This is a genomic window from Pseudomonas sp. NPDC087626 (assembly GCF_044743405.1).
Taxonomy (GTDB): Bacteria; Pseudomonadota; Gammaproteobacteria; order Pseudomonadales; family Pseudomonadaceae; genus Aquipseudomonas.
In genome coordinates this window covers 12,712-26,965 of record NZ_JBIUWJ010000021.1, presented here as the reverse complement: position 1 = coordinate 26,965, position 14,254 = coordinate 12,712, and the positions used below count along the sequence as shown (strand labels likewise).

Here is a 14,254-nt window from a genome sequence, read left to right as displayed (position 1 = left end):
CTACACTCCATTGTTCACTGTCCCTTTACCCTGCAAGGAGTTACCCGATGGCCCGAAAAACTGCCGCCCAGGCTCACGAAGAGCAAATCAAGGATCAGGCGTTCAGTGAGCTGCAAGCGCTGATCGAAGAGTCGGAAAAGCTCCTGAAAAGCAGCGCCGCCCTGGTCGGCGAGGAAGCCGAGACCCTGCGCGGGCAAATTGCCCTGAAACTGCAGCAGGCTCGCGACTCGGTCACCAGCGTGCGTGAACGCACCCAACCGGTGGTCGAGGCGACTGAAACCTACATCGGCGGGCATCCTTGGCAAACTGTGGCGATCTCCGCCGGGTTTGGCCTGGTGGTGGGGTTGTTGTTGGGGCGCCGTTGAGTCCCGCAAGACTTCGTTGATGGTGGTGCAGGAGCAAGGCTCGGCTTTGCGGTGATGGCATCGCGAGCAAGCTTTGCTCCTACACGTATAGGGACCCTGTGGTTGATAACCAGCCGGTTCCGGCAAATCAGCAGGTCAGTCCTCTGCCAGGCTGCGCAACTGCGCCAGGGTTTCATCGTCCAGCACTATGCCGGCCGACTCAGCTTTACGCCGCTCGCGATGGCGGCGGTCACCCGGCAGTCGGTGCAAACCGACTGCATGCATCTGCCGCACCAACTCCTGGCTTCTCTCGGCAAAGTTCTGCCCCGCTGCCTTGCTCGGGTCGATGACGATCAGCAACTGCCCGGTCCATGGGGTTTTGGCGCCAGGGTGGTTGGACCAGTCGAACTCGAACGAAAAATTGCCCCCCGTCAACGCCGCCGCCAGCAACTCGACCATCATCGACAGCGCCGATCCCTTGTGCCCGCCAAACGGTAACAACGCACCGCCCTCGAGGATCGCTTTCGGGTCGGTAGTCGGCTGGCCCAGGCTGTCCACCCCCATGCCAGGAGGCAAGCGCTCGCCCTTGCGTGCAGCGATTTGCACATCGCCGTGGGCGATGGCGCTGGTGGCCAGGTCGAAGACGATCGGCTCGGCATCCGCCCGTGGCGCGGCAAACGCAATCGGGTTGGTGCCAAACAGTGGGCGGTCGGCGCCATGGGGCACGACGCAGGTCATGCTATTGACCACGCTGAGCGCAACCAGCCCCTCATAGGCAAAGGGCTCGACGTCCGGCCAGAGCGCCGCAAAGTGATGGGAATTGCGGATCGCCATGACCGCGATCCCGGCGCTGCGGGCTTTCTCCACCAGTAATTCGCGGCCAGCAGCCAAAGCCGGCTGGGCGAAGCCGTTTTGCGCATCGACCCGCACGAACCCCGAGGCGACATCTTCCACCACGGGTACCGCCTGGCCATTGACCCAGCCGCTTTTAAGCGTCGAGACATATCCCGGAATGCGGAACACCCCATGGCTGTGGGCGCCATCACGCTCGGCCCCGGCACAGTTGTTGGCCAGCACCGCGGCGACCTCGGGACTGGTGCCATGGCGCAGAAAAATCCCTTGCAGAAGATTCACCAGTGCTGGGTACGACACAGCATGTGAGCCAGCTTGATCGTGTGACACAGACATCTGAAGCTCCAGATTTTTTATTGGAGGGGGCAACAGCGCGGGGGATCCTGAGGCGCTGATTAAACACCCCTTGACGCGCCCGCTGTCAACCGTCGAAAGGCGATCCGCAGCCCACTAACTATCTACCGCCCTGCGCCGTCTCGGCCAACTTAGCCTTGGACTTTCCCCCAGCGACTGAAAATCGTCGCGTCACACCGAGACCAACACCATGACTGACCAACTCCTACCGCTGTTTTTCCCTGAAGCCCTGCAAGACATCAAAGTCCTCAGCCCGAGGTTACGGGCCCTGGATTTCACCCTCGCGGACCTGGCCTGGTTGCGCAGTGTAGAACTCGCCAGCCACACGATACGTGCGGCGCAGCCCAACCCCATGACCGTCGAGTCCATCGCGCTCAAGGTCAAGGACCGCGAGCCACAGCCCCTGGCCGGCAGCTTCATGCTGCACCCGACCCCGGTTGACCATAAGGCGGTGCTGTACACGCCCTACGGCGGGTTGCAGAAGTTCGACAACCCTCGTGCCGTGATTCAGGCACTACAAGAGTCGCTCAAGGCCCCCGGCAAGCGGCTGGAACTGTTGCGCTTCCTGCCCATCGCCTGGCGTGAAGCATGGCCCAAAGACAACAGCGTCAGCCTGAGCCATGCGGTCATCGACGACCTGGTGTTCGAGCACCAGGCGCGACAATTCGCGGCCAGCCAGGGCAACAACCTCAGCCTGATGCGCGAACAACTTGAACAATTGCCCACCTTGAGCCACTTGCTTGAACAATTGCTCGACCGTGAACTGGGTAGCGCGCTCCCCGGCCTGGATCAACGCCAAAGCCGTGTCGATTTCTTCGCGCTTGGCACTGAAGGTCAACGAAGCAAGGTCGACAGCAAACCCTTGACCCAGGCTCTGCTTGATTTTTTCCTGCAGCGCGCATGGCCTGCGGGCCTTAGCCGGCAGTTTGCCAATCCGCGCCTGACGCCAACTGCCCGTGACCCTGCCCCCTGGGAAAAAGCAGTCAAGACCATCGCCCAAGGGCTAGCGCCCATGTTGGCCGAGCGATTACGCAGCTATTGGGCAGCGGACGCCGGGGTCGTCGGTACGCGCCAGGTTTTTTTTGCCCAGGCCATGCGTGACAAGGCGCGCCTCGACCTGCTGCGCAAGCGCCAGGATGCAATCCTTGACCCCGAACAGCATCAGGCCCTGGTGGCGCTGCTCGAGCGTGCGGACACCCCCACCAACTACGACGCCGAACAGTTACAGGCAGAAACCGTGCGCCTGTGGGAGCACCCTGAGCAATTTGTCGAACCGGCCAGCACACTGATGCTGAGCAACCGCAGCAATGCGTACCTGTATAGCCAGCCCCTGGGCCTGCAAGTGCTGGGCAACTACGCCGAGCTGAAACAGACCGTGCAACGCATGGTCACCAGCAGTGGGCATGACGATCAGGTCTACAGCCTGTTGAGCCTGCCGGAGCGCAACCTGCTGCTGCGCCTGGAGCAGCCCCAAGTGTCTGGCGAACCGCTGTTCGGCAGCCTGTTCCAGCGCCTGGTGGCGGACATCATCAGCAAGCAACAGCAGAGCATCAGCCACGCATTGGATGTATTTCGCAACAGCGAAGGGGCGATCGACCTGCCGGCATTGTTCGATCAGTCACTGGATGTGCGCGTCATGCTCGACAGCGCGTTGCTGGAGTCGGCTGATCAGCAGCGCTGGAGTCTGCGGCCGTTGATCAGCGGTGAGCATCACCCCTCCATCGTGGTGACGGACAGGGCCAAGCTGCACCTCAAGTCCCTGCGCAGCGTACTCGACTCCCTGACTGCAAAATTCGCCACGTTCCCCGCGGACAACCTGGCACTCCAGCAAACCTTCCTCGAAGGTCTCAAGCCCGACCTCGGCCACGCCCTGGCGGTCGGTATTCGCGGCGAAGCCGCTCTGCGCCAACTGCTCAGTACGTTCAGTGCGTACGACAAGGCCATCGTCGACACTGCGCTCAATCCCGATGCCGCAACCAGACGACAACGCCACGCATTACGCGGCTTCCGGCCCGACGCCTGGTCGTTGACCCTGCACTGCACGGGCGAGCCTGACCTGATGCCGCTGGCCAATTGTTTGCTGCTGACCGAACGGGGTGGCATGGACCCATCACACTCGGGACGGGCCATCCTCTGGACGCCGGCACAAGGGCTGGAGGCCTTCGCTTCCATCACCCACGCCCAGCTCGAACTGGGCCAGCGCTTGCTCGATGAAGGTGCGCGCCAGGGGCTGCTTGAAAACCTGACGCGTGACCTCTACCGCCCTCATCGTCACTACACCCTGGGACCATTGCGCCTGATTGAAGGCCATGTACTGCAGGAGCGTCAGCAATCGGCGATCAACCACTTCATCGCCGCACGCCGGCATACCCGCGCACTCGGACTGTCGGATGCCAGCGTACGCGCGGATTTCGTACGGCATAAATTGTCGCCCACGCCGCTCAATCTCGAACATGCCATGCAGATTGCCCAGGCAATCATCACCCGTGGCTCATTACCCGCTTGGCTCGGCGCTGCCTCTCTCGGACAACTGCAGCAGCATGCCGAATTGCTGGAGCAATTTCGTCTCAGCCTTGACCCCGGAAGCGATTACCTGGATGACCTGCAACCCTTTTCAGCCTACGTCTGCGAGCGCCTCAAGCAACTGCTTGGTGCGCGATTCCCTGGAGTCGAGCTTGACCCCGATCAGTTGCAGGTGACGCCTACACTGGCCTTGACCGGCCCGGTACAGACCCTGAGTGAATTCGCACTCAACCCCACCCATGTGCTGCATGACGCCGGTTTCGCGATCACTTCGGGCAGTGCCCTGGCGCTCCCCGCGCAGGTAACTGCCAGTGAAATCAGGAAGCTGTTGCTACAACTGGACATCAAGACCGCCTACCGTGAACGACTGAACCAACACCTGAGCGGCAACACCAGCGCGGTCCTCAAGCGCCAGCAATGTTTCGTCCGGCAGTTACCCTGGCAATTGCTGCTGCACGCCCACGCACTGAACCTGCAGGGTGCACTCTCCGAGCAAGGCTTGGCCCTGGTCGAGCAAGTGTTGGACATGCCGGATGCATTGGCGCGCGCCAGCGTCAGCGAGGCCAAGGCGATCGTCCGGCCCCTTGAACTGATCGCTACCGAAGGTGCCTCTGCCGTCAAGGCGTTGGGGTTGTACCTGATCGGCGAACCCGAGAGCGGGCCGCAGATTCTCTATGCGCCCTATGACAAACACCTGGGCTTGAGCGAGTTTGAAAACGCTGCCAGCGTGGTGGCTGCGATCAACCACCCGGGGCCGCTGCAGGATTTGCTGCTGCGCCGCTTACCCGACCCGCACAAGGCGACCTACCAGAACCTGCTGGCTAGCGGCCCCGACAGCGATATCCAGCTCGCCTGCCAGCCGATCCAGGGCAACCTGCTGCATCGCTTGTTCAGCGACAACAGCGTTCTGCTGTCACACCTGCTGGGCAGTCAGGGCGAACGTAGCGCGCTGGCCGATTGGGACGCGCTCAAGGCTCTGTTCGCCAAGGGTTTGAAATACGGCGGTAGTTTTTTGCCGGGCAAACTGGCGATTCCCATAGCGCTCTGGCAAAGCTACACATCCTTCAAGGAGTCGGCCGAGGCCTTGCAGGATCATCACTGGAGGAGCGTGCTGCCGAGTTTTATCAACGGTGTTGCGCAACTGGTGAGGCTCGGCAAGTTGTTGCATGTCCCCGAAGGGGTGCGCCGCGAGACCAAGGCCATCGACCTCTGCGCGCCCGTGCGGACCCGGCTGCAGCCGTTCGAAGCCACGCAGATGACCCTCTCCGGCAAGCGCGCTGCCGATGGCAGCTACCCCTTGGCTGTCGGGAAGCACTATGCCCCGGTGGAAGGCAAGGTCTATCAAATCAGCAAGAAAGCCATCGCACCGCGCATCATCGAGAGCCAGCGCCAGGGGCCCTATGTACAGAACCGGGGTAGCCAATGGTTGCTGGATCCTGATGTGCATAGCGTTCACTACGGCAAGGCGCTGTCGAAACTGCACAGCAAACTGGTAACCCGGCACCAGGTACGCAGGCTCATCAATATCGAGGCCCGGGGCATGGAATCGATCCGCCAACTGTTCCCGGAAAAAGCCAGGCAGATCGTGCAAGCACTCGACCTTGCTCGGTTCTACGCCTTCAACAGCCTGCACAACCTGGCCCAGCTCAAGAGCACCCAGCGCGGGGCACGCCTGGAGGTCTTCTTCAAGGAAATGTTTGACGTCGACAGCGTCGATGAAAACCTGCTGCGCAAAATCAAAGAGGCAATTGTGCCCCTGTGCAAAGCCCTGGTGGATCCGAGCCTGGACCAACTCAACCACAATCGATTTGTGGTTGGCTCCAACCTGAATCCCTCGGAGGGTGTGATCGCTTTTGTGGTCAGTGAGGACGCGCAGCGCGCGGTGCATTTCACCGAGCACTTCTTCAGCCAGCAACTGGACATGTATGAGGGGGCCTTGACCGAAGCGTTCGATATTACCGCCCACGCCCAGGCCGCGACCCTCATCCACGAGTTTTCGCACCTGTTTTCCAATACCTATGACTTCGCCACCTTGGAAGCCCGCAGACCCTTCAGCGACCTGGTCTCGACCCTCACCCACGCTCACCGCCTGCTCAAGGCCGCACATGAGGAGTTCCAGCGTAACGCGCTGTCCCTGCGCACGCCGGCGGAGGAACTGTTCGCCTACTGGAACGACGCAGAAAGTGAATGGGAAAGTTTTGACGACGCCCCGGAAGCTAGCCTATTGCGCGCGGCGGTCAGGTCCGCCACCGGCACCAATAATATGCGTGAGGCGCGTATTGCCTTCCTCAACCCGGACTCAGCCGATCGACGCATCGACACCATCCTGCGCAATGCCGATTCGGTGGCACGCCTGGTATGTGAAATGGGCCGGCGCCTGGACCCAGTCCCGTAAATTGACGAAAAAGCCGCTCATTGATGCTCAATCGCCATGACGGCTGTTCTCGCCGGCTGGTGGTGAAGGTTAGAATGCGCGAAACCAGGAAGCATCAATGAGCCAAACCCCACTCACTCCAGCAGACGACGACGCCGTCACTGACGCCGCAGCGCATTGGTGCATGCGCTTGCATGCCCAGGACTGCAGCGCAGCCGAGCGCCAGGCATTTGTGCAATGGCGCGACGCCCATCCCCTGCATGCGTTGGAGTATGAGGCGATGCTGGAGATCTGGGAGGTCAGTGACCATCTGCCCCGCCCGGGACACTTGGCCGTAGCTCCCAGCCCTGTGGTCCGCCCAGGCTGGCAGCGGCTGGCAATGGCGGCGGCGGTCTGTGCCCTGGCCTTGCCGCTGGCCGCATTCAGTGGCTGGCAGCTGGGTTGGTTGCCAGACTCCTACGAGCGCTTCGAGGCCCAAGGTGCACTGCGCCAGGTGACGTTGAGCGACGGCAGCCAGGTTGAACTGAACCTGGGCACGGTGCTGACCTACAGCAATTACAAAGACCAGCGCCGGGTCACCCTGAAACAGGGCGAAGCCTTCTTTCGAGTCAGCCATGACGCCAGCCATCCGTTCGTGGTCAAGGCGGCAGACGGCCAGATTCGCGTCACTGGCACCCAGTTCAACGTCTGGAAATACCAGGACCAGGTCCGGGTGACCTTGCTCGAAGGTTCGGTCCTGGTGACCAGCAATGATGCCCAGCGCGGCGATGGCTTTCGCCTGGGTCCTGGCATGCAAGCGCGCTACAAGGGTGGCGACTACCAACCGCAGATCAATCAGACCTACGCCAACGACACGTCCCTCAGTTGGCGCGATGGCCGCCTGGTGCTCGACAACCTGACGCTCAACGAAGCCCTGCCGCTGATCAATCGTTACCTGCAGGAGCCGGTGCTGCTGGCCGACACTGACACCGGGATGATCCGCATCGGCGGGGTCTACAACATCAGCCAGCTACACAGCCTGGTGCCTTCACTGCCCAAGGTGTTGCCGGTGTACCTGACGCACAACGCCGACGGCCGGACCGTGCTCAACTCCCGGCCGAAGTAACCCCGGGGCCGGTCCCGCAATGGAAAAAACATTATTTGCCTTGCCATCGATACGATTCGGCGGAAAATAATTGACAGGCCATTGGCCCGAAATACCGACGTCTCACCCTTCGCTGACGTACTTTCGACAAAATTTCTACATTCAGAGCTTCATGATTTGCCCCGCTCATTCGTCTTAATGACAGAGAGCACAAATCACATTTTCCTGATCAGGCTCTGAAAAGGAGTTTTCTGCATGTACAACTCGCAATTGCCAACGGATGGTAAACCCGCGCCGAAAGGTGTTTCCCTGGGTCAGGATGTCACTGTGTTCGGCAAACCGGTCGAGCGCCACGGTAACGAACGAATCCGCCAACTGCTCAAGAGCTTTGGCCTGCGCACCAGCCTGATACGCTTGAAAGTGATCGATGCACTGCTCAGCGCCGCGGAAAACGACCACCCGCTGGGCGTGCGTGGGGTGCACAGCCACTTGCTGGAACTGGACATCCCGCTGTCTTTTCTCAGCGTGCGTGAAGTCTTGAAGCGCCTGTGCAGCGAAGGCGTGATCGTGCTCAACCCGGATAAAAGCTACAGCCTGCATCCACAGGCTGCTGCCGTGCTCCAGCGCCTCGACTGACGCTGGCCCACCTCGCTCAGGGCTTGACCTTGCGCCGCATCACGCCGTTGATCACCACCACCGACACGGCCACGCCAATGGCGATGTACTGGAACAGCGTTTCGCTGATGATCCCGGCATTCTGCAGATATGACAGCCCAAGCATGATCGCCAGGACCACCAGGGAAATCAGAATAGAGTATTTCAAACGTTGCGACTGGGTCATTGCGGGTTCCTGATCCTGTGAATGTGTGAGTCCTGCAGCGGGCCGGCCCCATTCCTGTTCGGGGGCGCCAGCAGCGCGCGGGCCACATGGTACACCCAAGATGTTTCGCCGGGCGCGCCACGCAGCTGACAAATCGGTAATCCACGCCTCAGTTTACTGACAGCGCGGGCCATTTAAGGTCCTGCCAAACCTGAAGCTTCAGGATTGACGGGACTTTTTTATGCCTTCAACACCCTCGCGACGCTCTTTGCTCAAAAGCCTGGCCGCCGGTACTGTCCTGGCGGGCACCGGCCTGTGGCGCCCCACCAGTTGGGCCGTGACCGCAGACACAGCCTCCTCGACCCTGACCGGTAGCCGCTTCGACCTGTGGATCGGCGAATCGCCAGTCAACTTCAGTGGCAGCCCACGCACCGCCATGACCATCAACGGCGGTATTCCCGGCCCCTTGCTGCGCTGGCGTGAGGGCGACACGGTGACCTTGCGCGTGCACAACCGACTCAAGCAGGACACCTCGATCCACTGGCACGGGATTATCCTGCCGGCCAACATGGACGGCGTGCCCGGCCTGAGCTTCCACGGCATCGCCCCCGATGGCCTGTACGAATACCAATTCACCCTGAAGCAGAACGGCACCTACTGGTACCACAGCCATTCCGGCCTGCAGGAACAGGCCGGCGTCTATGGCCCACTGGTGATCGACGCCCGCGACCCCGAACCCTTCGCCTACGACCGGGACTACGTGGTGATGCTCAGCGACTGGAGCGACCAGGCCCCGGAACACCTGATGCGCACCCTGAAAAAGCAGTCCGACTACTACAACCGACACCAGCGCACGGTCGGCGACTTCATAACCGACGTCAGCCGCGACGGCTGGGCGGCGACAGTGGCGGACCGCACCATGTGGGCCCAAATGAACATGAGCCCCACCGACCTTGCAGACGTCAGCGGCGAAACCTACCACTACTTGCTGAACGGCCAGACGCCACAAACCAACTGGACCGCCCTGTTTCAGCCGGGGGAAAAGCTGCGCCTGCGACTGATCAACGGCTCGGCCATGAGTTACTTCGACTTTCGCATTCCCGGCCTGCAGATGACCGTGGTCGCGGCCGATGGCCAGTACGTGCAGCCGGTCACCGTCGACGAGTTGCGCATCGCCGTTGCCGAGACCTACGACGTCATCGTCCAGCCCACCGGCGCCCGCGCCTACACCCTGTTCGCCCAATCGATGGACCGCAGTGGTTATGCCCGCGGCACGCTCGCCACCAGCCAGGGGCTCAGCGCCGACGTCCCGCAGCCTGACCCGCGCCCGTTAATCAGCATGGCCGACATGGGCATGGACCACGGCAGCATGGCGGGCATGGCGGGCATGGATCATAGCCAGATGGCCGGCATGGATCACAGCAACATGCCCGGCATGGCCGCCCCACTGCAGAGCCATCCGGCTTCGGAAACCGCCAATCCGCTGGTGGACATGCAGACCATGCGCCCCAGCGCCAAGCTCGCCGACCCGGGCATCGGCCTGCGCGACAATGGCCGCCGAGTGTTGACCTACGCCGACCTCAAGAGCACCTTCGCCGACCCCGACGGGCGCGAGCCCTCGCGCACGCTCGAGTTGCACCTGACCGGGCACATGGAGCGCTTCGCCTGGTCATTCGACGGCATCAAGTTCAGCGACGCCCAACCCCTGCGCCTGACCTACGGCGAGCGGCTGCGCATCACCCTGGTCAACGACACGATGATGACCCACCCGATTCACCTGCACGGCCTGTGGAGTGATCTTGAGGACGAGCACGGGCGCTTCCAGGTGCGCAAGCACACCATCGACATGCCGCCCGGTACCCGCCGCAGTTATCGGGTAACCGCCGATGCCCTGGGCCGCTGGGCCTATCACTGCCACCTGCTGCTGCACATGGAGATGGGCATGTTCCGTGAAGTGCGCGTCGATGAACCGGGGAGCCCGACATGAACATTCGCCTGCTGCTGGCCGCACTGTGCGGCGTTTACCTGAGCCCGACCCAGTCGGCCGAAAGCATCGACCACGCGGCCATGGGCCACGGCGCGATGCCTGCCATGGACCACAGCCAGATGCCCACGCTGCAGAGCCGCACGCCGATTCCCGTGCCCAGCGACGCGGACCGCCGGGCAGCCTTCCCGGCGGTCAATGGGCATGGGGTTCACGACAAGGCGCTCAATGGCTTCTGGCTGATCGACCAACTGGAGTACCAGGATGCCGACGACGGCAGCGCCCTGGCCTGGGACATGAGTGGTTGGGTGGGCGGCGATATCGACCGGCTGTGGCTGCGCACCGAAGGTGAACGCAACAATGGCCACACCGAAAAAGCCGAAGTGCAGGCGTTGTGGGGGCATGCCATCGGCCCCTGGTGGGACCTGGTCGCCGGCCTGCGCCAGGACTTCCAGCCAGGCTCGCCGCAGACCTGGGCCGCGTTCGGGGTGCAAGGCCTGGCCCTGTATAACTTTGAAACACAAGCCACGCTCTTCGTCGGTGAAAAGGGGCAAAATGCCCTCCGCCTGGAAGGCGAGTACGACATTCTGCTGAGCAACCGGCTGATCCTGCAGCCCAGCGCCGAGCTCAACCTGTACAGCCGCAACGACCCCGAACGGCGGATCGGCGCGGGGTTGGCCAACACCGAAGCCGGTGTGCGCCTGCGTTATGAAATCGTCCCCGAATTTGCCCCGTACATTGGCGTGACCTGGAGCAGCACCTACGGCAACACCGCCGACTACACTGGCGAGGATGACGAACAGCGCAACCAAACGCGCTTCGTCGCCGGCGTGCGGCTCTGGTTCTGAGCCCATCAACGCAACGATCGACAAAGAGATTCCCCATGCACACCACAGCACTTCGCCTGGCCGCCCTGGGCGCCCTGTTCATCAGCACCCAGGCCCTGGCGGCCGAACTGATCCCGATCGACGTCCATCGCGACGCCAACTGCGGTTGCTGCAAAGCCTGGATCAGCCACCTGCAGGACAACGGCTTCAAAGTCACCGACCACGTCGAACCCAACATGAGCGAAGTCAAGCAACGCCTGGGGGTGGCGCCGCGCCTCGCGTCCTGCCATACCGCGCTGATCAACGGCAAGTTTGTCGAAGGCCACGTCCCCGCCGAACAGGTGCTGGCCCTGGCCAAGCGTGACGACTTGCTGGGCATGGCCGTACCGGGCATGGTCACCGGTTCGCCGGGCATGGAAATGGGCGATACCGTCGACCCGTACCAGGTAATCGGCGTGTCCAGGGATGGCAGTCAAACGGTGATCGCCGACTACCCGGCCAAGTAGTGCTGCTGGCGTACCTCGGGCTGTTTGCGGCGGCATTCGGTGCCGCCACACTATTGCCCTTGCAGTCCGAGGCAGTGCTGGTGGGATTGCTGCTCAATAGCCAGTACTGGTTGTGGCTGCTACTGGCCGTCGCGACCCTGGGCAATGTCCTCGGGTCGCTGGTCAACTGGTGGCTGGGCCGCGGCATCGAGCGCTTCAAGGATCGCCGCTGGTTCCCCGTCAGCCCAACCAACCTGGAAAGGGCCCGCCGGCATTATCAGCGTTACGGGCACTGGTCGTTGCTGCTCAGCTGGTTGCCGGTGATCGGCGATCCATTGACCCTGGTGGCCGGCGTAATGCGCGAGCCGCTTGGGCGTTTCCTGCTGATCGTCACCCTGGCCAAAGGCGCCCGGTACGGCCTCCTGGCCCTGGCCACGCTCGGCTGGCAGGGCTGATCACGAGCAGGCCGCCACAATCCATAGGCGCGCCGCAAACCCTGTGGGAGCCGGCTTGCCGGCGATGGTCTTCAACGATGACGCATATTTCCCAGGCCAACCCCCTCCAAGTCGCGCACTTATTTGGTGCAGCCACCTGCAACCCTACGCTCCACAGGCACCCATCCCCTGCCTCTTTTTAACCGACCACCACTGAAAACCTGCCCTTCGTCGGTGCAATTGTCACAATTTTCCAGTTGTCTTCTCCTGATCCAAACCGATTGTCGAACAATCCGAAAACCCGCCTACCCCGCTCTAGGTTCTGGCCTAGACTGGATTTCGCGGGGCCAGACCGTCGGGTCATATAACGGAGAAAAACTCGAAACTTTCCGCTATAGCGACGGGTCAGGTGATTAGAGGGGTCACGGCCGCTGGTGCAATCCTTGCAATGTTCACAACAGCCTTGGGAGCTTCAACGCATCGGGCCGCGCTTGCGCCACGACGCGTGGCGCATTTGCGCCTGGCCACAGGAAACGGCCGCTTGATGCACGGGTGAGATGCCTAAAGCAGATCAATAAAACGGGAGAAACACATGAACAGTGCCGCTTTAGAAATCCAGGGAGAACGTACTCAGCAGGCCATCGGCGAGGCGACATCGATGGCGATCCTGGCCCCCGGTGCAAAGACGGTACTGCCCACTCCACGTCAGAATCCGAACAAAAAGAAAGTCTTGTTCGTGACGTCGGAAATCGCTGACCTGGTGAAGACCGGCGGCCTGGGTGACGTCTCTGCCGCACTGCCTCGGGCCATGGCCCACCTGCACGACGTCCGGGTGCTGATCCCGGGTTACCCGCAAGTCATGCACAGCGATAACCCGATCCACATCATTGGCGAACTCGGCGGCCACGCGGCCCTGCCACCGTGCAAGATCGGACGCATGGACATGCCCGACGGGCTGGTGATCTACGTATTGATCTGCCCCGAACTGTACGAGCGCGAAGGTTCGCCCTACGGTGCCAACAATGGCCGTGACTGGCCCGACAACCATATCCGGTTTGCCCGCCTGGGCCTGGCTGCCGCCGACATCGCCGCCAACCTGGCGCAAATCCACTGGTGCCCGGACCTGGTGCACGCCCATGACTGGCCCGCCGGCCTGGCCCCGGCCTACATGCACTGGCGTGGGCAGCGCACCCCGACCCTGTTTACCATCCACAACCTGGCCTACCAGGGCGTGGTCAGCCTGGCTTCGTGCCCGGAGCTGGGAATTCCCGAACACGCCCTGCAGCAAGAAGGCATGGAGTTCTACGGCAAACTGTCCTTTCTCAAGGCCGGCATGGCCTATTCCAGCCACATCACCACGGTCAGCGCGACCTACGCCCAGGAAATCACCACCCCGGCGTTTGGCTGCGGCCTCGATGGTTTTCTGGCCAGCAAGACCCAACAGGGCCTGCTCAGTGGCATCCCCAACGGCATCGATGAAAGCTGGGACGCAGCCACCGACCCGCACCTGTCCTGCCCCTTCACCATCGGTGACTGGGACGGCAAGGCCGCCAATGCCGCCCAGGTCCGCGACTTGTTCGGCCTGCAGGACAGCGAGGGCCCGCTGTTTGCCGTGGTCTCGCGCCTGGTCTACCAGAAAGGCCTGGACCTGACCGAAGGAGTGGCCGAGTACATCGTCAAATCCGGCGGGCAGATCGCAATTATCGGCCGTGGTGAACCGGAGGAAGAACAAGCCATGCGCAACCTGGCCCTGCGCTTCCCAGGGCAGATCGGCGTGCGCATCGGCTTCAATGAAACCGATGCGCGGCGCATGTTCGCCGGCAGTGACTTCCTGCTGATGCCCTCGCGCTACGAGCCCTGCGGCCTGAGCCAGATGTACGCCCAGCGTTTTGGCTCCTTGCCGGTCGCGCGTAATACCGGGGGCCTGGCCGACACCATCGAAAATGGCGTCACCGGTTTTCTGTTCGACGAGTCCACCGTGCCCAGCTACGAAGAGGCGCTGAGCCGGGCCTTCAAGGTCTTTGCCTTCCCTGCCCTGCTCAATGCCATGCGCTGCCGGGCCATGGCCGCACCCTTCAATTGGTGCAAGGCCGTCGAACCCTACGCTGAACTCTACGAACAACTGGTGGCCAAGGCGCTGGGGAAATCGGTCAAGTTATAAGAGGGAACTGTG

11 protein-coding genes are annotated in these 14,254 nt (G+C 62.1%); 9 read left to right on the top strand and 2 right to left on the bottom strand.

Features of this window, described 5'->3' with window-relative positions; all coding sequences use genetic code 11:
- Positions 1-47: 47 nt before the first annotated feature.
- Positions 48-365 (top strand): YqjD family protein, encoded by a 318-nt coding sequence (locus ACIOVD_RS17930; RefSeq protein ID WP_095170474.1) that lies wholly within the window; start codon positions 48-50, stop codon positions 363-365.
- A 135-nt stretch (positions 366-500) separates the two neighbouring features.
- Here ACIOVD_RS17930 and ACIOVD_RS17925 read toward each other — a convergent pair whose 3' ends face one another.
- Positions 501-1,532, bottom strand: coding sequence for an Ldh family oxidoreductase (locus ACIOVD_RS17925; protein WP_401129381.1), 1,032 nt, complete (start codon positions 1,530-1,532; stop codon positions 501-503).
- Positions 1,533-1,740: 208 nt separating this feature from the next.
- Here ACIOVD_RS17925 and ACIOVD_RS17920 point away from each other — a divergent pair, with 208 nt between their 5' ends.
- From ACIOVD_RS17920 to ACIOVD_RS17910, 3 genes are all read left to right on the top strand, one after another.
- Positions 1,741-6,468 (top strand): dermonecrotic toxin domain-containing protein, encoded by a 4,728-nt coding sequence (locus ACIOVD_RS17920; RefSeq protein ID WP_401129379.1) that lies wholly within the window; start codon positions 1,741-1,743, stop codon positions 6,466-6,468.
- 97 nt (positions 6,469-6,565) lie between these two features.
- Positions 6,566-7,552 (top strand): FecR family protein, encoded by a 987-nt coding sequence (locus ACIOVD_RS17915; protein WP_095170480.1) that lies wholly within the window; start codon positions 6,566-6,568, stop codon positions 7,550-7,552.
- 234 nt (positions 7,553-7,786) lie between these two features.
- The gene (locus ACIOVD_RS17910; RefSeq protein ID WP_095170482.1) at positions 7,787-8,167 is read left to right on the top strand and encodes a fe2+ zn2+ uptake regulation protein; all 381 of its coding nucleotides are present in this window, start codon (positions 7,787-7,789) and stop codon (positions 8,165-8,167) included.
- Between the two features lie 16 nt (positions 8,168-8,183).
- On the opposite strand, the gene ACIOVD_RS17905 is transcribed toward ACIOVD_RS17910, so the two are convergent.
- The gene (locus ACIOVD_RS17905; protein ID WP_095170484.1) at positions 8,184-8,372 is read right to left on the bottom strand and encodes a hypothetical protein; all 189 of its coding nucleotides are present in this window, start codon (positions 8,370-8,372) and stop codon (positions 8,184-8,186) included.
- Positions 8,373-8,592: 220 nt separating this feature from the next.
- On the opposite strand from ACIOVD_RS17905, the gene ACIOVD_RS17900 reads away from it, so the two are divergent.
- The 5 genes from ACIOVD_RS17900 (at position 8,593) to glgA (ending at position 14,242) form a co-directional block, all read left to right on the top strand.
- The gene (locus ACIOVD_RS17900; protein WP_401129376.1) at positions 8,593-10,338 is read left to right on the top strand and encodes a copper resistance system multicopper oxidase; all 1,746 of its coding nucleotides are present in this window, start codon (positions 8,593-8,595) and stop codon (positions 10,336-10,338) included.
- Positions 10,335-11,183: a copper resistance protein B gene (locus ACIOVD_RS17895; protein ID WP_401129374.1), complete on the top strand. Its 849-nt coding sequence runs from the start codon at positions 10,335-10,337 to the stop codon at positions 11,181-11,183. Before ACIOVD_RS17900 ends, ACIOVD_RS17895 begins: the two co-directional genes overlap by 4 nt.
- A gap of 35 nt (positions 11,184-11,218) precedes the next feature.
- Positions 11,219-11,668 (top strand): DUF411 domain-containing protein, encoded by a 450-nt coding sequence (locus ACIOVD_RS17890; RefSeq protein WP_159996209.1) that lies wholly within the window; start codon positions 11,219-11,221, stop codon positions 11,666-11,668.
- A complete protein-coding gene (locus ACIOVD_RS17885) occupies positions 11,668-12,102 on the top strand; it encodes a YqaA family protein (protein WP_401129372.1) in 435 nt (144 codons plus the stop codon). Before ACIOVD_RS17890 ends, ACIOVD_RS17885 begins: the two co-directional genes overlap by 1 nt.
- A 571-nt stretch (positions 12,103-12,673) precedes the next feature.
- Entirely contained in the window at positions 12,674-14,242 is a 1,569-nt protein-coding gene (glgA, locus tag ACIOVD_RS17880; protein ID WP_320332280.1) for a glycogen synthase GlgA, read from the top strand.
- Positions 14,243-14,254 lie beyond the last annotated feature (12 nt).